The organism is Pseudomonas sp. NPDC087342, from assembly GCF_044744265.1.
Taxonomy (GTDB): Bacteria; Pseudomonadota; Gammaproteobacteria; order Pseudomonadales; family Pseudomonadaceae; genus Aquipseudomonas; species Aquipseudomonas nunensis.
Map to the genome: position 1 here is coordinate 132,465 of NZ_JBIUXZ010000012.1, position 19,919 is coordinate 152,383.

The 19,919-nt window shown below is 59.5% G+C and carries 17 protein-coding genes and 1 tRNA gene; 12 read left to right on the top strand and 6 right to left on the bottom strand.

Annotation, left to right across the window (positions count from 1 at the left end):
* Nucleotides 1–39: 39 nt before the first annotated feature.
* Nucleotides 40–903: a DNA-3-methyladenine glycosylase family protein gene (locus tag ACIOYV_RS22030; RefSeq protein ID WP_401326999.1), complete on the bottom strand. Its 864-nt coding sequence runs from the start codon at nt 901–903 to the stop codon at nt 40–42.
* 406 nt (nt 904–1,309) lie between these two features.
* Between ACIOYV_RS22030 and arcD the strand changes: the two genes are divergently transcribed.
* From arcD to ACIOYV_RS22090, 12 genes are all read left to right on the top strand, one after another.
* Nucleotides 1,310–2,737: an arginine-ornithine antiporter gene (gene arcD, locus ACIOYV_RS22035; RefSeq protein WP_401327001.1), complete on the top strand. Its 1,428-nt coding sequence runs from the start codon at nt 1,310–1,312 to the stop codon at nt 2,735–2,737.
* A gap of 25 nt (nt 2,738–2,762) precedes the next feature.
* On the top strand, nt 2,763–4,019 hold the full coding sequence (gene arcA / locus ACIOYV_RS22040) for an arginine deiminase (protein WP_054613735.1): 1,257 nt from the start codon (nt 2,763–2,765) through the stop codon (nt 4,017–4,019).
* Between the two features lie 69 nt (nt 4,020–4,088).
* The gene (locus ACIOYV_RS22045; protein WP_265040516.1) at nt 4,089–5,099 is read left to right on the top strand and encodes an ornithine carbamoyltransferase; all 1,011 of its coding nucleotides are present in this window, start codon (nt 4,089–4,091) and stop codon (nt 5,097–5,099) included.
* A gap of 192 nt (nt 5,100–5,291) precedes the next feature.
* Nucleotides 5,292–6,221: a carbamate kinase gene (gene arcC / locus ACIOYV_RS22050; protein WP_401327004.1), complete on the top strand. Its 930-nt coding sequence runs from the start codon at nt 5,292–5,294 to the stop codon at nt 6,219–6,221.
* 12 nt (nt 6,222–6,233) lie between these two features.
* The gene (locus ACIOYV_RS22055; protein ID WP_054613732.1) at nt 6,234–6,596 is read left to right on the top strand and encodes a DUF5064 family protein; all 363 of its coding nucleotides are present in this window, start codon (nt 6,234–6,236) and stop codon (nt 6,594–6,596) included.
* A 215-nt stretch (nt 6,597–6,811) separates the two neighbouring features.
* On the top strand, nt 6,812–8,320 hold the full coding sequence (locus ACIOYV_RS22060) for a sigma-54-dependent transcriptional regulator (protein WP_163912575.1): 1,509 nt from the start codon (nt 6,812–6,814) through the stop codon (nt 8,318–8,320).
* Nucleotides 8,321–8,772: 452 nt separating this feature from the next.
* Nucleotides 8,773–9,156 (top strand): glycine cleavage system protein GcvH, encoded by a 384-nt coding sequence (gcvH, locus tag ACIOYV_RS22065; protein WP_401327007.1) that lies wholly within the window; start codon nt 8,773–8,775, stop codon nt 9,154–9,156.
* A gap of 11 nt (nt 9,157–9,167) precedes the next feature.
* Nucleotides 9,168–12,035, top strand: a complete 2,868-nt coding sequence (gene gcvP, locus ACIOYV_RS22070; protein WP_401327010.1) for an aminomethyl-transferring glycine dehydrogenase — start codon at nt 9,168–9,170, stop codon at nt 12,033–12,035.
* A 159-nt stretch (nt 12,036–12,194) separates the two neighbouring features.
* Nucleotides 12,195–13,571, top strand: coding sequence for an L-serine ammonia-lyase (locus ACIOYV_RS22075; protein WP_054613730.1), 1,377 nt, complete (start codon nt 12,195–12,197; stop codon nt 13,569–13,571).
* A 33-nt stretch (nt 13,572–13,604) separates the two neighbouring features.
* Nucleotides 13,605–14,729 (top strand): glycine cleavage system aminomethyltransferase GcvT, encoded by a 1,125-nt coding sequence (gcvT, locus tag ACIOYV_RS22080; RefSeq protein ID WP_163912566.1) that lies wholly within the window; start codon nt 13,605–13,607, stop codon nt 14,727–14,729.
* Between the two features lie 392 nt (nt 14,730–15,121).
* Complete coding sequence (locus ACIOYV_RS22085; RefSeq protein ID WP_003175786.1) at nt 15,122–15,334, top strand: cold-shock protein; 213 nt, start codon at nt 15,122–15,124, stop codon at nt 15,332–15,334.
* A 94-nt stretch (nt 15,335–15,428) separates the two neighbouring features.
* Nucleotides 15,429–15,917, top strand: coding sequence for an RDD family protein (locus ACIOYV_RS22090; RefSeq protein ID WP_401327013.1), 489 nt, complete (start codon nt 15,429–15,431; stop codon nt 15,915–15,917).
* A gap of 135 nt (nt 15,918–16,052) precedes the next feature.
* On the opposite strand, the gene nadA is transcribed toward ACIOYV_RS22090, so the two are convergent.
* The 5 genes from nadA to ybgF form a co-directional block, all read right to left on the bottom strand.
* A complete protein-coding gene (nadA, locus tag ACIOYV_RS22095) occupies nt 16,053–17,111 on the bottom strand; it encodes a quinolinate synthase NadA (RefSeq protein WP_401327016.1) in 1,059 nt (352 codons plus the stop codon).
* A gap of 270 nt (nt 17,112–17,381) precedes the next feature.
* Nucleotides 17,382–17,457, bottom strand: a tRNA-Lys gene (locus ACIOYV_RS22100).
* Nucleotides 17,458–17,520: 63 nt separating this feature from the next.
* Entirely contained in the window at nt 17,521–18,213 is a 693-nt protein-coding gene (queC, locus tag ACIOYV_RS22105; RefSeq protein ID WP_054044981.1) for a 7-cyano-7-deazaguanine synthase QueC, read from the bottom strand.
* A gap of 1 nt (nt 18,214) precedes the next feature.
* Complete coding sequence (queE, locus tag ACIOYV_RS22110) at nt 18,215–18,862, bottom strand: 7-carboxy-7-deazaguanine synthase QueE (RefSeq protein ID WP_401327019.1); 648 nt, start codon at nt 18,860–18,862, stop codon at nt 18,215–18,217.
* Nucleotides 18,863–19,029: 167 nt separating this feature from the next.
* Nucleotides 19,030–19,872, bottom strand: a complete 843-nt coding sequence (gene ybgF, locus ACIOYV_RS22115) for a tol-pal system protein YbgF (RefSeq protein WP_163912564.1) — start codon at nt 19,870–19,872, stop codon at nt 19,030–19,032.
* Between the last annotated feature and the right edge of the window lie 47 nt (nt 19,873–19,919).

Genomic DNA, 19,919 nt, shown 5'->3' on the forward strand with positions numbered 1-19,919 from the left:
CGATGAGGCCAGAACAGCCGCTACAAGTCCCGGATCAGCTCAATCAGCCCGACTCAACGATGTCCACAAAAGCTGCGCCGCATACCCCCGAAACGGCCGCCACACCTCAGCCCGCAACAACAAATCCCGCGCAGTCACCGCCCCACCTTCCAGCGCCGCCAACGCATTAATCAACCCCACATCCCCCGAAGGAAACGCATCCCTTTCCCGCAACTGCCGCAACGCAATGTACTGCGCCGTCCAGTCACCAATCCCGTGCAACGCCAACAACCGCGCCACGCCACCGTCCCGACCCGGTTCAAACAACAACGGATCATCCAGCAGCGCCTGCGCCACGCCCGACAACGTCCGCCCACGGCTTTTCGGCATGCCCAATGTCGCGAGATCCGCCGCCGCCAACACCGTCGCGTCAGGAAACACATGAGTCAGCCCCGGCAGCGCCGGACGCAACGGCTCGCCATACTGCGCCACCAATTTCCCCGCCAGCTTAATCGCCGCACTCACCGTAATCTGCTGCCCCAACACCGCACGAATCGCCAGTTCCAGCCCATCCCACGCCCCCGGCACGCGCAACCCAGGATGCTCGGTGATCAACCGCGCCATCAATGGATCTGCCGCCAAATGCTGCTGGATCGCCGGCAAGTCGGCATCCAGATCAAACATCCGCCGCAACCGCGTCACGATCTCGGGCACGGCGCTCGGGTCCGGAAAATCCAGCGTCAGTTCCAGCGCATCAATCCCCGCGGGTTTGATCGACAACGTACCGTGCGCGCCATGTAAACCGATGCTGCGCGAATACAAACCATCGACCACCGTCTCCATCCCGGCAATCGCTCGCGCCGATAAAAAACCCAGCATTGCCGCCCAGTCATAAGGCGGCCGATACGCCAGCAGCAACCTCATCGCGACAGCCCCTCTAACCGTTAACTAAATAGATAAAGCGCAATAACGTTTAATAATTAACACCGAATAGCGCCTTTTATTTATAGCCGATCAATCTATGGCAATCCGGGTATAACCGTTTTTTGTTTCAGTCCTGATAAATCAATTCTGTACTGAAAACAGAACTCAATAGTTGCGAAAGCGCAGAAACGAACTAGTTTAAAAAGCTCCATGCGCGACGCATTATCCCGCCTTATCTGCCGGAGGCCTCTGGACCGGGCTTTTCCAGCAATACAGTTATGAACGGTAAAAGTTCATAAGTCTTTCATTAACAATGGAATGTGCCCATGCACTGATCTATGTCAGCTGATTGAACAGTTAACAGATTTAATCTGTTGCCTCTCTTCTCCTGCATTGGAGTCATGCAATGTCTGAATCCCCCGCAAAACTGAAACTCGGTGCGCTCGTTGCATTGGTCGTTGGCTCAATGATTGGTGGCGGGATCTTCTCTTTGCCGCAGAACATGGCCGCCAGTGCGGACGTCGGCGCCGTGTTGATCGGTTGGGCGATCACGGCGGTCGGCATGCTGACCCTCGCGTTTGTCTTTCAGACCCTGGCCAACCGCAAACCGGATCTGGACGGCGGTGTCTACGCCTACGCCAAGGCCGGTTTCGGCGACTACATGGGTTTCTCGTCCGCCTGGGGTTACTGGATCAGTGCCTGGCTGGGCAACGTGGGTTACTTCGTACTCTTGTTCAGTACCCTCGGTTATTTTTTCCCGGTTTTCGGCGAAGGCAACACTGTTGCCGCAGTGATCGGCGCCTCGGTGCTGCTATGGGCCGTGCACTTCCTGGTGCTGCGCGGGATCAAGGAAGCGGCGTTCATCAACCTGGTGACTACCGTCGCCAAGGTCGTGCCGTTGCTGCTGTTTGTGTTGATCGCCGTATTCGCCTTCAAACTGGACATCTTCACCGCCGACATCTGGGGCAAAAACAACACCACCCTGGGCAGTGTGATGAACCAGGTGCGCAACATGATGCTGGTCACCGTCTGGGTGTTTATCGGCATCGAAGGCGCGAGCATCTTTTCGGCCCGGGCGGAAAAACGCAGCGATGTGGGTAAAGCCACGGTGATCGGTTTCATCACCGTGCTGCTGTTCCTGGTGCTGGTGAATGTGTTGTCCCTCGGGATCATGACCCAACCGGAACTGGCCAAGTTGCAGAACCCGTCGATGGCGGCGGTGCTGGAACATGTGGTCGGTCACTGGGGCGCGGTGCTGATCAGCATCGGACTGATCATCTCGTTGCTCGGTGCGTTGCTGTCGTGGGTGCTGCTGTGTGCGGAGATCATGTTCGCCGCCGCCAAGGACCACACCATGCCGGCGTTCCTGCGCAAGGAAAACGCCAACCATGTGCCGGTCAACGCCTTGTGGCTGACCAACGCGATGGTGCAGGTGTTCCTGATCATCACGCTGTTTTCCGCCAGCACTTACCTGTCGCTGATTTACCTCGCCACCTCGATGATTCTGGTGCCGTACCTGTGGTCGGCGGCTTATGCGCTGCTGCTGGCAGTACGTGGCGAAACCTATGAAAACGCCCTGGCCGAACGCAAGAAAGACCTGATCATCGGTGGCATCGCGGTGATTTACGCGGTCTGGCTGCTGTATGCCGGCGGCATCAAATACCTGCTGCTGTCCGCCCTGCTCTACGCCCCCGGCGCGATCCTGTTCGCCAAGGCGAAGATCGAAGTGGGCAAACCGGTTTTCACCAATGTCGAGAAACTGATTTTCGCCGCCGTCGTCGTCGGCGCCCTGGTGGCAGCTTACGGGCTGTATGCCGGTTTCCTGACTCTGTAACCGTTTCAATCTGGAGGATCACTGAATGACCACGGAAAAAGTGAAGTACGGCGTACATTCCGAAGCCGGCAAACTGCGCAAAGTGATGGTTTGCTCCCCAGGCCTGGCCCACCAGCGGCTGACCCCGAACAACTGCGACGAACTGCTGTTCGATGACGTGCTGTGGGTCGCCCAGGCCAAGCGTGACCATTTCGATTTCGTCACCAAGATGCGCGAACGCAACGTCGACGTGCTGGAAATGCACAACCTGCTGACCGACATCGTCGCGATTCCCGAAGCCCTGGACTGGATTCTGGACCGCAAGATCACCGCCAACACCGTGGGCCTGGGCCTGGTCAACGAAGTCGGTTCATGGCTGCGCAGCCTGGAGCCGCGCAAAATCGCCGAGTACCTGATTGGCGGCGTATCGGCCGATGACCTGCCGAACAGTTTCGGCGGCAAGACCATCGAGATGTTCCGCGATTTCCTCGGCCACTCCAGTTTCATTCTGCCGCCGCTGCCCAACACCCAGTTCACCCGCGACACCACTTGCTGGATCTACGGTGGCGTGACCCTGAACCCGATGCATTGGCCAGCGCGCCGCCAGGAAACCTTGCTGGCCAGCGCCATCTACAAATTCCATCCGGAGTTCACCAACGCCGACTTCCAGGTCTGGTACGGCGACCCGGATCAGGAACACGGTAACGCGACGCTCGAAGGTGGCGACGTGATGCCGATCGGCAACGGCGTGGTGTTGATCGGCATGGGCGAACGCTCGTCTCGCCAGGCCATCGGCCAATTGGCGCTGAACCTGTTCAAGCACAAAGCCGTGGAGCGAGTGATTGTCGCCGGCCTGCCGAAGTCCCGCGCGGCGATGCACCTGGACACCGTGTTCAGCTTCTGCGACCGCGACCTGGTGACGATTTTCCCGGAAGTGGTCAGCCAGATCGTTGCCTTCACCCTGCGCCCTGACGAAAGCAAACCGGGCGGCATCGATATCCGCCGCGAAGAAACCAACTTCCTCGACACCGTGGCCGCCGCGCTCAATCTCAAGGCCCTGCGCGTGGTGGAAACCGGCGGCAACAGCTTCGCCGCCGAGCGCGAGCAGTGGGACGACGGCAACAACGTGGTGGCCCTGGAACCGGGCGTGGTGATCGGCTACGACCGCAACACCTACACCAACACGTTGCTGCGCAAAGCTGGCGTGGAAGTCATCACCATCAGTGCCGGCGAACTCGGTCGCGGTCGCGGCGGTGGCCATTGCATGACCTGCCCGATCATTCGCGACCCTATCGACTATTAATTCATGAGCCGTGCTCCGCGCTTATAAAGCGTGGAGCCGGCGGATAACCGAAACCCAAGGAGATCCAAAATGGCTTTTAACATGCGTAACCGCAGCCTGCTGAGCTTGATGCACCACACCACCCGCGAGCTCAACTACCTGATCGACCTGTCCCGTGACCTCAAGCGCGCCAAGTACACCGGCACCGAGCGTGCGCACCTGCAAGGCAAGAACATCGCGCTGATCTTCGAAAAAACCTCGACCCGCACCCGTTGCGCCTTCGAAGTCGCGGCCCATGACCAGGGCGCCCACGTCACCTACATTGACCCGGTGTCGTCGCAGATCGGTCACAAGGAAAGCATGAAGGACACCGCCCGCGTTTTGGGCCGGATGTTCGACGCCATCGAGTACCGTGGCTTCGAACAGGAAATCGTCGAAGAGCTGGCCAAGTTTGCCGGCGTGCCGGTGTTCAACGGTTTGACCGCTGAATTCCACCCGACTCAAATGATTGCCGACGTGCTGACCATGCGTGAGCACAGCGACAAACCGCTGCATGAAATCAGCTACGCCTACCTTGGTGACGCGCGCTACAACATGGGCAACTCGCTGCTGATGATCGGCGCCAAACTCGGCATGGACGTGCGCATCGGCGCGCCGAAAGCCCTGTGGCCGCATCAGGATTTTATCGACCAGTGCCAAGCCTTCGCCGAAGAAAGCGGCGCGCGCATCACCATCACCGAAGACCCGAAACAAGCGGTCAAGGGTGTGGACTTCATCCACACCGACATCTGGGTGTCGATGGGTGAACCGGTTGAGGCGTGGGACGAACGCATCGAGCAATTGCTGCCATACCAGGTCAACACCGCGATGATGAAAGCCTCGGGCAACCCGCGCGTGAAGTTCATGCATTGCCTGCCGGCGTTCCACAACAGCGAAACCAAGGTCGGCAAAGACATCGCCGCGCGCTATCCGCATCTGGCGAATGGCGTTGAAGTGACCGAAGAAGTCTTCGAATCGCCGGCCAACATCGCCTTCGAGCAAGCGGAAAACCGCATGCATACCATCAAGGCGATCCTGGTGTCGGCGTTGGCGGATATCTAAGGACCGACCCGCTCCCCCTGACGAAACACCGCCCCCCTGTGGGAGCGAGCTTGCTCGCGATGAGGCCATCACATTCAGCAGAGATGTTGACTGTCAAACCGCCATCGCGAGCAAGCTCGCTCCCACAATGGATCGGGTTCCAACAGGGAGACCGAGTCGCTCGCAACTTCTCTGTTTTAGAAGGACTGCACTATGCGTATCGTCGTCGCCCTGGGCGGTAACGCCCTGCTCCGTCGTGGTGAACCCATGACCGCGGACAATCAACGCGCCAACATCCGCGTCGCCACCGAACAGATCGCCAGGATCTACCCCGGCAACCAACTGGTCATCGCCCACGGCAATGGCCCGCAAGTCGGCCTGCTGTCGCTGCAAGCGGCGGCCTACACCTCGGTGTCGCCCTACCCGCTGGACGTGCTCGGTGCCGAAACCGAAGGCATGATCGGCTACATCATCGAACAGGAATTGGGCAATCTGCTGGACTTCGAAGTACCGTTCGCCACGCTGCTGACGCAAGTCGAAGTCGATGCGAAGGACCCGGCATTCCAGCACCCGAGCAAACCCATCGGCCCGGTGTATTCGAAAGCCGAAGCAGAAAAACTCGCCGCCGAAAAAGGCTGGGCGATTGCCCCGGATGGCGACAAATACCGTCGCGTGGTCGCCAGCCCACGGCCGAAACGCATCTTCGAAATTCGCCCGATCAAGTGGCTGCTGGACAAGGGCAGCATCGTGATCTGCGCCGGCGGTGGCGGCATTCCGACGATGTACGGCGCCAGCGGCAAACTCGAAGGCGTGGAAGCGGTGATCGACAAAGACCTGTGCTCGGCGCTGCTGGCCGAACAACTGGAAAGCGATCTGCTGGTGATCGCCACTGACGTCAACGCCGCATTCATCGACTTCGGCAAACCAACCCAGAAAGCCATCGCCCAGGCTCACCCCGACGCCATGGAAAAACTCGGCTTCGCTGCCGGATCCATGGGGCCGAAGGTCCAGGCTGCGTGTGAGTTTGCCCGCAAGACTGGCAAAGTCGCGGTCATCGGTTCACTCTCGGACATCGAAGCCATCGTCCAGGGCAAGGCCGGCACGCGCATCAGCACGGCGACACCTGGCATTACTTATTTATAAGGAGAGACGCCAATGGCGACGTTTGAACCGGGTCACTTGCACTTCGAGCGCCACGCGCTGAACGACGACGATGTCAGCTACAACCTGTGCCTGGACTATGAAGTCACCCAGGATCCCGAAGGAGGCAAAGGCATGCAGTTCACGTTGCATGGCAGCATCCAGGGCAAGGACATGAACGAGCAGTTCTTCCTGCCCAAGGACCAGGCCTACAACTTCGCCAGCAACGTGACGCACATTGCCGAGAAATACGGCGTGCCCAAGACCCACAGCAGCATCGGCTCGGTGCACAAGCATTACGATGCGATGTTTGAAGATGTGCGAGTGCAGCTGGACATGAAATCGGGTGATCCGGTGAAGCCTGAACATCTGGAATAACCCGATTCGTCTGTGAAAGCAGAACCTGTGGGAGCGAGCTTGCTCGCGATGACGGACTGGCATTCAACATAGATGTCGACTGACACGCAGCCATCGCGAGCAAGCTCGCTCCCACAGGGGTTATCCGACCCCCTGAAATCCGTGCAGGATTTCACCATTACTCCGCTGCAAGGCATACTTGCCACCCTCCGCACTTCAGAACCAAAAACCGCCCCATGCGTATCCACGTCAGCTTCATCGACCGCGTCGGCATTACCCAGGAAGTCCTGGCCTTGCTTGGTGGGCGCAATCTCAATCTGGATGCGGTGGAAATGGTTCCGCCGAACGTCTACATCGACGCCCCGACCCTGAGCCCGGAAGTGCTCGAAGAGCTGCGCGACGCCTTGCTCAGCGTGCGCGGCGTGCAGGCGATGACGGTGGTCGACATCCTGCCCGGCCAGCGCCGGCACTTGCAGCTCGATGCGTTGCTCGCGGCCATGACCGACCCGGTCCTGGCCCTGGACAGCGCCGGTAAAGTGCTGCTGGCCAACCCCGCGCTGATTGCCCTGTACGGTCGCGAACCCGCCGGGGAAAGCATCGCGGAACTGTTTGCCGACCCGGCATTACTCGATACCTTGCTGGAAAACGGCTTCCGCCTGCCGCTGCGGGAAATCACCGTCAACGGCCAGACCTTGCTGCTGGACGCCACGCCGATCACCGACGCCGGCGCCTTGCTGACCCTGTATCAACCGAACCGCATCGGCGAACGCCTCTCGGCGCTGCACCACGATCACGCCGAAGGTTTCGATGCGCTGCTCGGCGAATCCCCGGCAATTCGTACACTGAAGGCTCGTGCCCAACGGGTCGCCGCCCTTGATGCACCGCTGCTGATTCAGGGCGAAACCGGTACCGGCAAAGAGCTGGTAGCCCGGGCCTGTCACGCCATCAGCGCGCGGCACAGTGCGCCGTTCCTGGCGTTGAACTGCGCGGCATTGCCGGAGAACCTCGCCGAAAGTGAACTGTTCGGCTACGCCCCAGGCGCTTTCACTGGCGCGCAACGGGGCGGTAAACCGGGGCTGATGGAACTGGCCAACCAGGGCACAGTATTTCTCGATGAAATCGGTGAGATGTCGCCGTACTTGCAGGCGAAACTGCTGCGGTTTTTGAACGACGGCAGCTTCCGCCGGGTGGGCGGTGATCGTGAGGTCAAGGTCAACGTGCGGATCCTCAGCGCGACCCACCGCGACCTGGAAAAAATGGTCAGCGAAGGCACCTTCCGCGAAGACCTGTTCTATCGCCTCAACGTGCTCAACGTCGAAGTCCCGCCGTTGCGTGAACGCGGCCAGGATATTTTGCTGCTGGCCCGCTACTTCATGCAGCAGGCCTGCGCGCAGATCCAGCGCCCGGTCTGTCGCCTGGCGCCCGGCACTTATCCGGCGCTGTTGGGCAACCGCTGGCCGGGCAATGTGCGGCAACTGCAAAACGTGATCTTCCGTGCTGCGGCGATTTGCGAAAGCAGCCTGGTGGATATTGGTGATCTCGACATCGCCGGCACCTCGGTGGCGCGACAGAGTGACAGCGAAGTGGATAGCCTCGAACAGGCGATGGAAGAGTTCGAGAAAACGTTGCTGGAAAAACTCTACGTCAGCTACCCCTCGACCCGGCAACTGGCCAGTCGGTTGCAGACTTCGCATACGGCGATTGCGCATCGGTTGCGTAAGTACGGGATTCCAAACAAGCCGTAGGCCTGACAATACAAGCTCATTTCCACCACAACCCACTGTGGGAGCGAGCCTGCTCGCGAAAGCGTCCTGTCAGCTAGCGCTAATGGTGACTGATCCACCGCTTTCGCGAGCAGGCTCGCTCCCACAGGTTTTTGTGTCTGGCCGGAAAACCTGTTTAAAAGCGACCTTCATCTGTACTGAAAGCGCTACAGCGGAACGATATCGATACACCCCCTCCCAATCACCGCTGTGCAAGGCTTTGATCCCATTACGCTTTTTTCTTCGCACCAGGCTGTAGCGATTTCGCTACAGCTATTCAATTCGCTCACGCCTCACAAACAAACAAGCCATTGATTTATAAGGCTTTAATAACCTTGGCCGCGATCTTGCTTAGTAGCCACCTATAAAGAAGGGCTTTAGCCCAAGCATTCAATCGCGTCCACCAGACGAGTCTGGCCCCCTTAGGAGTTTCCATGAGCGAGTTGCGTTTTACTGAAGATCACGAATGGCTGCGCACCGAAGCTGACGGCAGCGTTACAGTCGGCATCACCGCTTTCGCGCAGAATGCCTTGGGCGACGTGGTTTTCGTACAACTGCCTGAGCTGCAGTCCTACGACAAAGGCGCTGAAGCCGCCACCGTGGAATCGGTAAAAGCCGCCAGCGGCGTGTACATGCCACTCAACGGCGAGGTGCTGGAAGTCAACCCGGCGCTCGACAGCAGTCCTGAACTGGTCAACGAAGATCCGCTGGGCGAAGGCTGGTTCTTCCGCTTCCAGCCAACCGACGCCTCGGCTGTCGCCAAACTGCTGGATCAGGACGCTTACGATCGTCTGATCAAAGCCAACGCCGAAGCCTGAGGAGCGCTGACATGACCCAAGTACCTTCTGTTTCTGTAGATGTGACCACCGCCAACGAATTCATCGCCCGCCACATCGGCCCGCGCTCCGGCGACGAGCAAGCGATGCTCAACAGCCTCGGTTTCGACTCCCTCGAAGCTCTGAGCGCCAGCGTCATTCCTGAAAGCATCAAAGGCACCAGCGTGCTCGGCCTCGAAGACGGCCTGAGCGAAGCCGATGCCCTGGCCCTGATCAAATCCATCGCTGGCAAAAACCAGCTGTTCAAGACCTTCATCGGCCAAGGCTATTACGGCACCCACACGCCGTCGCCGATCCTGCGCAACCTGCTGGAAAACCCGGCCTGGTACACGGCTTACACGCCGTACCAGCCAGAAATTTCCCAGGGTCGTCTCGAAGCGCTGTTGAACTTCCAGACCCTGATCAGCGACCTGACCGGCCTGCCGATCGCCAACGCCTCGCTGCTCGACGAAGCCACCGCCGCTGCCGAAGCCATGACCTTCTGCAAACGCCTGAGCAAGAACAAAGGCAGCCACGCGTTCTTCGCCTCCGTACATTGCCACCCGCAAACCCTCGACGTATTGCGCACCCGTGCCGAGCCATTGGGCATCGACGTGGTGGTTGGCGACGAACTCGAATTAACAGACGTGACGCCGTTCTTCGGCGCGCTGCTGCAATACCCGGCAAGCAACGGTGACGTGTTCGATTACCGCGAACTGACCGAACGCTTCCACGCTGCCAACGCGCTGGTCGCCGTCGCGGCTGACCTGCTGGCCCTGACCGTGCTCACCCCGCCGGGCGAGTTCGGCGCCGACGTGGCCATCGGCAGCGCACAACGCTTCGGCGTGCCGCTGGGCTTCGGTGGCCCGCACGCCGCTTACTTCTCCACTAAAGACGCGTTCAAGCGTGACATGCCGGGCCGTCTGGTCGGTGTTTCCGTGGACCGTTTCGGCAAGCCGGCCCTGCGCCTGGCGATGCAGACCCGCGAGCAACATATCCGCCGCGAGAAAGCCACGTCGAACATCTGCACCGCGCAAGTACTGCTGGCCAACATCGCCAGCATGTACGCCGTGTATCACGGCCCTAAAGGCCTGACGCAGATTGCCAACCGCGTGCATCACCTGACCGCGATTCTGGCCCAGGGCCTGAAAGCGATCGGCCTGAACGTCGAACAAGCAAACTTCTTCGACACGCTGACGATCAAAACCGGCGCCAACACTGCCGCATTGCACGACAAGGCTCGCGCCCAGCAGATCAACCTGCGCGTCGTCGATGCCGAACGTCTGGGCCTGTCCCTCGACGAAACCACCTCGCAAGCTGACGTAGAAACCCTGTGGGCCTTGCTGGCCGACGGCAAAGCTCTGCCAGACTTCGCCGCCCTCGCCGCTTCGGTTCAAGCGACTATTCCAGCCGCGCTGGTGCGTCAATCGCCGATCCTCAGCCACCCGGTGTTCAACCGTTACCACTCGGAAACCGAGCTGATGCGCTACCTGCGCAAGCTCGCCGACAAGGACCTGGCACTGGATCGCACCATGATCCCGCTGGGTTCGTGCACCATGAAACTCAACGCCGCCAGCGAAATGATCCCGGTGACCTGGGCTGAATTCGGTGCGCTGCACCCGTTCGCCCCCGCCGCACAAAGCGCCGGTTACCAGCAACTGACCGACGAACTCGAAGCGATGCTCTGCGCCGCCACCGGTTACGACGCGATCTCGCTGCAACCGAACGCTGGTTCGCAAGGTGAATACGCTGGCCTGCTGGCGATTCGCGCTTATCACCAGAGCCGTGGCGAAGACCGCCGCGACATCTGCCTGATTCCATCGTCCGCTCACGGCACCAACCCGGCGACCGCCAACATGGCCGGCATGCGTGTGGTCGTGACCGCGTGCGATGCCCGTGGCAACGTTGATATCGAAGACCTGCGCGCCAAGGCCATTGAGCACCGCGAACACCTCGCCGCGCTGATGATCACTTACCCGTCGACGCACGGCGTGTTCGAAGAAGGCATCCGCGAAATCTGCGGCATCATTCATGACCACGGCGGCCAGGTGTACATCGACGGCGCCAACATGAACGCGATGGTCGGCCTCTGTGCGCCGGGCAAATTCGGCGGCGACGTATCGCACTTGAACCTGCACAAAACCTTCTGCATCCCGCACGGCGGTGGCGGCCCGGGCGTTGGCCCGATTGGCGTGAAGTCGCACCTGACCCCGTTCCTGCCGGGTCACGGCACCATGGAACGCAAAGAAGGCGCGGTCTGCGCGGCACCGTTCGGCAGCGCAAGCATTTTGCCGATCACCTGGATGTACATCCGCATGATGGGCGGCGCCGGTCTGAAGCGCGCTTCGCAACTGGCGATCCTGAATGCCAACTACATTTCCCGTCGCCTCGAAGAGCACTACCCAGTGCTCTACACCGGCAGCAACGGCCTGGTGGCGCACGAATGCATCCTCGACCTGCGTCCGCTGAAAGACAGCAGCGGCATCAGCGTTGATGACGTCGCCAAACGCCTGATCGACTTCGGCTTCCATGCGCCGACCATGTCGTTCCCGGTCGCCGGCACGTTGATGATCGAGCCGACCGAAAGCGAATCCAAGGAAGAACTGGACCGCTTCTGCGACGCCATGATCCGCATCCGCGAAGAAATCCGCGCGGTGGAAAACGGCACGCTGGACAAGGACGACAACCCACTGAAAAACGCTCCGCACACCGCGGCGGAAATCGTTGGCGAGTGGACGCATCCGTATAGCCGTGAGCAAGCGGTGTATCCGGTTGCATCGCTGATTGAAGGCAAATACTGGCCACCGGTCGGTCGCGTCGACAACGTGTTTGGCGATCGCAACCTGGTTTGCGCCTGCCCGTCGATCGAAAGCTACGCTTGATCTATCGGGGGGAGTTCGCTCCCCCACCAGGACGCACCGATTCTGTAGGAGCGAGGCTTGCCCGCGAAGCTTTTGGCGGTCTTAAGGCCCCCTTCGCGGGCAAGCCTCGCTCCTACAGGTTCGTGGTGCTCCTCATAAAAAGAAACCGGAGAACAACTCATGTCGTTAAGCGTGTTCGACCTGTTCAAGATTGGTATCGGTCCCTCCAGCTCCCACACCGTCGGCCCGATGCGTGCTGCTGCGCGTTTCGCCGAAGGTCTGCGCCGTGAAGGGCTGTTGGCCGCAACCGCCAGCGTCAAAGTCGAGCTCTACGGCTCGCTCGGCGCCACCGGCAAGGGCCACGGCAGTGACAAGGCTGTGTTGCTCGGCCTGGAAGGCGAACACCCGGACACCGTGAACACCGAAACCGTCGCCGCCCGCCTGCAGGAAATTCGCGGTAACGGTCGCCTGAACCTGCTCGGTGAACACAGCATTGCGTTCAACGAAAAAGAACACCTGGCGATGATCCGCAAACCGTTGGCCTATCACCCCAACGGCATGATCTTTCGCGCCTTCGATGCCGCCGGCATTCAGATCCGCAGCCGCGAGTACTACTCGGTCGGCGGCGGTTTTGTTGTCGATGAAGATGCGGCCGGCGCCGACCGCATTGTCGAGGACGCCACACCACTGACCTTCCCGTTCAAAAGCGCCAAAGACCTGCTCACCCACTGCACCACCTATGGCTTGTCGATCAGCCAGGTGATGCTGACCAACGAAAGCGCCTGGCGCCCGGAAGCCGAAACCCGCGCCGGGCTGCTGAACATCTGGCAAGTGATGCAGGACTGTGTTGCCGCCGGTTGCCGTAACGAAGGCATCTTGCCCGGTGGCTTGAAGGTCAAGCGCCGTGCCGCCGCGTTGCATCGGCAATTGTGCAAGAACCCGGAGTCGGCGCTGCGCGATCCGCTGTCGGTGCTGGACTGGGTCAACCTCTACGCCCTGGCGGTCAATGAAGAAAACGCCAATGGCGGACGCGTCGTCACTGCGCCCACAAACGGTGCAGCGGGGATCGTCCCGGCGGTGTTGCATTACTACATGCGCTTCATTCCCGGCGCCAGCGAAGACGGGGTCGTGCGCTTTCTGCTGACTGCGGCAGCCATCGGCATTCTCTATAAAGAAAACGCCTCGATCTCCGGCGCTGAAGTCGGCTGTCAGGGTGAAGTCGGCGTTGCTTGCTCAATGGCGGCCGGCGCCTTGTGCGAAGTCCTCGGTGGCAGCGTGCAACAAGTGGAGAACGCTGCGGAAATCGGCATGGAACACAACCTCGGCCTGACCTGCGACCCGATTGGCGGCCTGGTGCAAGTGCCGTGTATCGAGCGCAACGCCATGGGCTCGGTGAAAGCCATCAATGCGGTGCGCATGGCCCTGCGCGGCGACGGGCAACATTTCGTCTCCCTCGACAAGGTCATTCGCACCATGCGCCAGACCGGCGCCGACATGAAAAGCAAATACAAGGAAACCGCCCGTGGCGGTTTGGCGGTCAACATTATCGAGTGCTGATGCACGCATCCGCATTATTTTCAGGAGCTGAATATGTCCACCGAACAATTGCTGAAAACCCCGCTGCACGCGCTGCACATCGAACTCGGCGCACGCATGGTGCCGTTCGCCGGCTATGACATGCCGGTGCAATACCCGTTGGGCGTGATGAAAGAACACCAGCACACCCGTGATCAGGCCGGGCTGTTCGATGTCTCGCACATGGGCCAGATCCGCCTGACCGGCGCGAATGCCGCCAAGGCCCTGGAAACCCTGGTGCCGGTGGACATCATCGACTTGCCGGTGGGCATGCAGCGTTACGCGATGTTCACCAACGAGACCGGCGGCATCCTCGACGACCTGATGGTCGCCAACCTCGGTAACGACGAACTGTTCCTGGTGGTCAACGCCGCCTGCAAGGATCAGGACCTGGCGCACTTGCGCAAGCACATCGGCGAGCAGTGCACGATCGAGCCGCTGTTCGAAGAACGCGCGTTGCTGGCGCTGCAAGGCCCGGCGGCCGTGACCGTGCTCGCACGCCTGGCGCCTGAAGTATCGAAGATGACCTTCATGCAATTCGCCCGCGTGAAGCTGTTGGGCGTTGATTGCTTTGTCAGCCGTTCGGGCTACACCGGCGAAGACGGTTTCGAAATCTCGGTCCCGGCCGCCAATGCCGAAGCCCTCGCTCGCGCCCTGCTGGCAGAACCTGAAGTAGCCGCCATCGGCCTCGGCGCCCGTGACTCCCTGCGCCTGGAAGCCGGCCTGTGCCTCTACGGCCACGACATGAACACCGAGACCACCCCGATTGAGGCGAGCCTGCTGTGGGCCATCTCCAAGCCACGCCGTGCCGATGGCGCGCGGGCTGGCGGCTTCCCCGGCTCGGAAAGCGTGTTTGCACAACAACAAGGCGGGGTCAGCCGCAAACGCGTTGGCCTGCTGCCACAAGAACGCACGCCGGTGCGTGAAGGCGCAGAGATCGTTAACGAAGCCGGCGAGATCATCGGCAGCGTGTGCAGCGGTGGCTTCGGTCCGACCTTGGGCGGTCCTCTGGCCATGGGTTATGTCGACAGTGCTTACATCGCTCTCGACACACCCGTTTGGGCGATTGTTCGTGGGAAAAAGGTGCCTTTGCTTGTAAGCAAAATGCCATTTGTTCCACAACGCTACTATCGCGGTTGATTGACTGTTTCTATAAGTAACGCGGTTGCGTTAACAGTGCACTAATCTGTAACGCAACCGCCATAAAACAGTGCAATCGTTCGATAATGAACTTGGCTTATAACGATCGAAAACATTTGAACACCGCCATCGAATAAGCCCGCACTAGTGACCGACTAACAGCCACCAACCTGAGCAAAACCGGGCCCCTCACAGGGGCTTGTTTTTTATTGGCTAGTTGGCGTAGAGTTTGTTCACTGTGTTTGCATGGGTCGCTTGGAATCGTGACCTGGGCAGTAGCCTACAAGTTAGCTACATCCCGTTCGACGTCTTCTTACTCTCCTGCAACCAGCCCCAGTACTCTTTCATGAGAAGGAGACTGTCATTAATTTTTTGCGTCAAAGGAATAAGAAATGTCCCAACGTCAGAGCGGTACCGTCAAGTGGTTTAACGACGAGAAAGGTTTTGGTTTTATCACTCCTGAAAGCGGTCCGGATCTGTTCGTGCATTTCCGCGCCATCCAGGGCAACGGCTTCAAGAGCCTGAAAGAAGGCCAGAAAGTGACTTTCGTCGCTGTGCAAGGCCAGAAAGGCATGCAGGCTGACGAAGTACAAGCAGAAGCCTAACCTTCTGTAACGAAAAAGCCCCTGATGCTGACATCAGGGGCTTTTTTGTGCGCGTAAATCCGTAAAATGGCTTCTTTTTCCGCCAGAGGCTGCCATGTCGAAACACCTGCTCAAACCCCAGGGCGACTTCCCCGCCGCCCACTTGGGTCGTCGCCTGGCAGCGATGTTCTATGACTTCCTGTTGTGTACCGCCCTGCTGATCGTTACCAGCGGCATTTACAAGATGATCCAGATGGCGATCGTCGGCGAAGACAAGATGCGCACCCTCACCGAAGCCGGCGCCCTGGACGGCGATCCCTTGCTGTCGACAGTGCTGTTGTTTGTGCTGTTCGGTTTCTTCGCCAAGTTCTGGACTTGGTCCGGTCAAACCCTGGGTATGCAGGTGTGGGGTATCCGCGTACAGAACGCCGATGGGTCGTCCATCAGCCTGTGGCAGGCGTTGTTGCGCTTTGTGGTGTCGATCGGGTCGTGGTTGTGCGTGGGCCTTGGGTTTCTCTGGCCGCTGTTTGATAAGCAGAAGCGCAGCTGGCATGACATGTATTCGAATACGCAGCTCGTTCGTATTCCAAAGAAAACCAAGTAATTGCGTAGAGCAAAAATCACTGCGGGAGCGAGCCTGCTCGCGAAAGCGGTGTGTCAGACAACATCAATGTCGACTGATACACGGTCTTCGCGAGCAGGCTCGCTCCCACAGGTTTTGTGACTTATCTGGCAGAACTCAGGCGTTACCCGCCAACTTCATCCGCGCCGCCTGGGTGAAGTCCAGCATCCGCTTCAACGGCCGAATCGCCTGCGGAATCAACGCCGGATCAACAAAGATCTCGTTCGTCCCTTCCTTCAAGCTCTTCAGCGTCCGCTCAAGGGTATTCATCGCCATCCATGGGCAGTGTGCGCAACTGCGGCACGCGGCACCGTTACCGGCCGTTGGGGCCTCGATGAAGACCTTGTCCGGGCACAGCTGCTGCATCTTGTAGAAGATGCCGCGATCAGTGGCGACGATCAGCGTCTTGTTCGGCAAGCTTTGCGCGGCGGCGATCAACTGACTGGTGGAACCGACGGCATCCGCCAGTTCGATCACCGAAGTCGGCGACTCCGGGTGCACAAGAATGGCCGCGTCCGGGTACAGCGCTTTCATGTCTTCGAGCTGCTTGGACTTGAACTCTTCGTGAACAATGCAGGCACCGTCCCACAGCAGCATGTCCGCGCCGGTTTTGCGCTGGATGTAAGTGCCCAAGTGCTTGTCCGGGCCCCAGATGATCGTCTCGCCGTTATCCATCAGGCTTTCGACAATCTCCAGCGCGCAGCTTGAAGTCACTACCCAGTCGGCCCGGGCTTTGACCGCTGCCGAGGTGTTGGCGTACACCACCACCGTGCGCTCCGGGTGCTGATCGCAGAACGCCGAGAACTCGTCCACCGGGCAACCCAGGTCCAGGGAGCAGGTCGCTTCCAGGGTCGGCATCAGCACGCGTTTTTCCGGGTTGAGAATCTTCGCGGTCTCGCCCATGAACTTCACGCCAGCGACCACCACGGTCTTGGCCGGATGGGCATTGCCGAAGCGGGCCATTTCCAGCGAGTCGGAGACGCAGCCGCCGGTTTCTTCGGCCAGGGCCTGAATCACCGGATCGCAATAGAAGTGAGCAACCAGCACCGCGTCCTGAGCCTTGAGCTCGGCGGCAATGGCAGCGCGGTAATAAGCCTCTTCCTCGGTGGTCAGCGGCTTGGGCTGCTTGGCATCGAGGTGAGCTTGAACCAGAAGACGTTCAGAAATTTGCGTCATGATCGCAAGACCTGCGGGCGCTTTCGCGCGAAAGTCGAGTATACACCCGGCTCCGGACCCCTTGAGGGTACCGCCGGGAGCGTTAGTATTCATCAGGCACTACGTTGGAGCCGGGCAAGGCTACAGAATATCCCGTGGATGCAAAAGATGATTCTGACCTGCGTCACGCGGTGCAGCCCCGCGTTGAGCCGAACACAAATCGCGGGCAAAAAAAAATCCGGAAATCCTCACTTGCGTGGGCCTTCCAGACTTTTAAAACTGCTACAAAAATGGTGGGTCGTGTGGGATTCGAACCTACGACCAATTGGTTAAAAGCCAACTGCTCTACCAACTGAGCTAACGACCCGCTGTGTGGTGGCGCGTATAATACTGATTTTTAAGGACTATTCAACACCTAATTTGAAATAAATCAAAAATAAGGTGTTGGGTCACTGATTCCGGCGGCTGCGAAGCCTTCTGCACGCAGGCGGCAGCTGTCGCACTTGCCGCACGCGTAGCCTTTATCGTCGGCCTGATAGCAGGAAACGGTCAGCCCGTAATCAACGCCCAGCTTCACACCCGCCTCGACGATCTGCGCCTTGCTCAGGTTTTGCAGCGGAGCCTGGATACGGAAACCGTTGCCTTCCACACCAGCCTTGGTCGCCAGATTGGCCATGCGCTCGAAGGACTCGATGAACTCGGGACGGCAGTCCGGGTAACCGGAGTAGTCCACCGCGTTCACACCGATAAAGATGTCGCGGGCGCCGAGCACTTCAGCCCAACCCAGTGCCAGGGACAGAAACACCGTGTTGCGCGCCGGCACGTAAGTCACCGGAATACCTTCACCCGCCTCTTCCGGAATATCGATGCTGGTGTCGGTCAGTGCGGAGCCGCCCATACCGTTCAGGTTCAGGCCGATCACCTTGTGCTCGACCACACCCAGGTCGCGAGCGACGCGTGCGGCGGCGTGCAATTCGGCATGGGAACGCTGACCGTAGTCGAAGCTCATGGTGTAGCAGGCGTAGCCTTCGGCACGGGCCATGGCCACGACGGTTGCCGAGTCCAGGCCGCCGGACAGCAGGATCACCGCACGTTTTTCGGTAGTGTTCAGTTGTTCGGTCATATCAGCGCCCCGGCTCGTCATTCCAAAGATATTTATGCATCTGCAATTGCAGACGCACTGGCAGATTGTCCGCCACCACCCAATCAGCCAGGTCCCGTGCATTCAGGTCATGGTGACTTGGCGAGAACAGGACTTCGCCGGCACGTCGATCAAGACCGTACTGGATCAGCTTGGACACAGCCCAGTCGTAGTCTTCCCGCGAGCAGATGACAAACTTCACCTGGTCGTTGGGCGTCAGCAGTTCGATGTTCTCGTAGCGGTTGCGATGCGCTTCTTTCGATCCTGGGGTTTTCAGGTCGACGACGCGACTGACCCGGGAATCTACCGCCGAGATGTCCAGAGCACCACTGGTTTCCAGTGACACTTCGTAACCGGCGTCGCACAACTGCTTGAGTAACGGGATGGCATTCGGTTGCGCCAACGGCTCGCCGCCGGTGACACACACGTAACGCGGACGAAAACCGGCCACTTGCTCGAGGATATCGTCGAGGGGGCGGATGGTACCGCCAGTGAACGCGTAAGCGCTGTCACAGTATTGGCAACGCAATGGGCAACCGGTCAGGCGCACAAAAACAGTGGGCAGCCCGGCAGTCCGCGTTTCACCCTGTAACGAGTAGAAAACTTCGGTGATTCTCAATGTGTCTTGCATAGTCGCCACGGGCGTAACAGCTAAACAGGCTGTCCGCCTCCGTCAGGCTCTTCAAGGAACCCCGCCAACGCGCGAATCCCAAAAAGCGTGTTTCAGAAAAAGGGCGTGAATTCTAACGAAAAAACCCGCGACAAGCGCGGGTTTCTTCTATATCGGGTCAAGCAGGCTTACATGCGTTGCAAATCGCGTTGAGCCAGCTGAGCGGCGGAAGTACCCGGATATTGGGCCACGACCTGCTGCAGAATGCCTTTGACCTTGTCTGTATGACCGAGGCGGCGCTCTACATCAGCCAGCTTGTACAGCGAATCAGGCACTTTGGCGTGCTTGGGGTACAGCTGCGAAACCTTGGCAAACGCCTGACCTGCACCTTGCAGATCGCCTTTGGCCAAGTTGACTTCGCCCAACCAGTACTGGGCATTGCCCGCGTATTGGCTGTTCGGGTATTTGCGCAGGAAAGCGGCGAAAGCCTGGCTGGCCTTGTCGAAGTCCTTGGCTTTGATCAGGTCGAAGGCTGCGTCGTAATACAGTTTTTCCTTCGCCGGATCACCCGGTTCACTGCTGGCGGCCGGGGCTTGAGCGGCGACCGCTCCTGCACCTGCGCCTGCAGCGGCTGCTGCGCCGGGGGCATTCAACGTGCCACCGGTGGAAGAATTATCAGGAGTGGCGGCTGGTGCAACGCCGGTTCCTATGCGCCGATCAAGATCCTGGTATCGCTCCAGGCTTTCCTGCTTCATGCGCGCTACATCATTTTGCAGAACTTCGATCACACCTTGTTGGCGTGAGATCTGCTCCTGCATGGATTGCAGTTGGTTGAACAGCTCGCCCTGTGCCGAGACAGGGGCCGAAACCCCTCCCCCGGCATAGGCGCCGTTCGTACCGTAACCCGCAGGCGGATAACTGGTCCCGCTAGTGTTTCCGGAATTGTTATCGACCACAGGAACCGCAGCCCACACCGCAAGCGGTGCGAGACTGAGAGCCAGAACAGTTACAGCACGACGGCACGTTCGCATGACGAATTACTTACGCAGTTCGACGCGACGGTTTTGAGCCCAGGACT

Excerpts from the sequence above, each read along its gene's own strand:
- ACIOYV_RS22030 (WP_401326999.1), bottom strand. The coding sequence starts at position 903 with ATGAGGTTGCTGCTGGCGTATCGGCCGCCTTATGACTGGGCGGCAATG.
- arcD (WP_401327001.1), top strand. The coding sequence starts at position 1,310 with ATGTCTGAATCCCCCGCAAAACTGAAACTCGGTGCGCTCGTTGCATTG.
- arcA (WP_054613735.1), top strand. The coding sequence starts at position 2,763 with ATGACCACGGAAAAAGTGAAGTACGGCGTACATTCCGAAGCCGGCAAA.
- ACIOYV_RS22045 (WP_265040516.1), top strand. The coding sequence starts at position 4,089 with ATGGCTTTTAACATGCGTAACCGCAGCCTGCTGAGCTTGATGCACCAC.
- arcC (WP_401327004.1), top strand. The coding sequence starts at position 5,292 with ATGCGTATCGTCGTCGCCCTGGGCGGTAACGCCCTGCTCCGTCGTGGT.
- ACIOYV_RS22055 (WP_054613732.1), top strand. The coding sequence starts at position 6,234 with ATGGCGACGTTTGAACCGGGTCACTTGCACTTCGAGCGCCACGCGCTG.
- ACIOYV_RS22060 (WP_163912575.1), top strand. The coding sequence starts at position 6,812 with ATGCGTATCCACGTCAGCTTCATCGACCGCGTCGGCATTACCCAGGAA.
- gcvH (WP_401327007.1), top strand. The coding sequence starts at position 8,773 with ATGAGCGAGTTGCGTTTTACTGAAGATCACGAATGGCTGCGCACCGAA.
- gcvP (WP_401327010.1), top strand. The coding sequence starts at position 9,168 with ATGACCCAAGTACCTTCTGTTTCTGTAGATGTGACCACCGCCAACGAA.
- ACIOYV_RS22075 (WP_054613730.1), top strand. The coding sequence starts at position 12,195 with ATGTCGTTAAGCGTGTTCGACCTGTTCAAGATTGGTATCGGTCCCTCC.
- gcvT (WP_163912566.1), top strand. The coding sequence starts at position 13,605 with ATGTCCACCGAACAATTGCTGAAAACCCCGCTGCACGCGCTGCACATC.
- ACIOYV_RS22085 (WP_003175786.1), top strand. The coding sequence starts at position 15,122 with ATGTCCCAACGTCAGAGCGGTACCGTCAAGTGGTTTAACGACGAGAAA.
- ACIOYV_RS22090 (WP_401327013.1), top strand. The coding sequence starts at position 15,429 with ATGTCGAAACACCTGCTCAAACCCCAGGGCGACTTCCCCGCCGCCCAC.
- nadA (WP_401327016.1), bottom strand. The coding sequence starts at position 17,111 with ATGACGCAAATTTCTGAACGTCTTCTGGTTCAAGCTCACCTCGATGCC.
- queC (WP_054044981.1), bottom strand. The coding sequence starts at position 18,213 with ATGACCGAACAACTGAACACTACCGAAAAACGTGCGGTGATCCTGCTG.
- queE (WP_401327019.1), bottom strand. The coding sequence starts at position 18,862 with ATGCAAGACACATTGAGAATCACCGAAGTTTTCTACTCGTTACAGGGT.
- ybgF (WP_163912564.1), bottom strand. The coding sequence starts at position 19,872 with ATGCGAACGTGCCGTCGTGCTGTAACTGTTCTGGCTCTCAGTCTCGCA.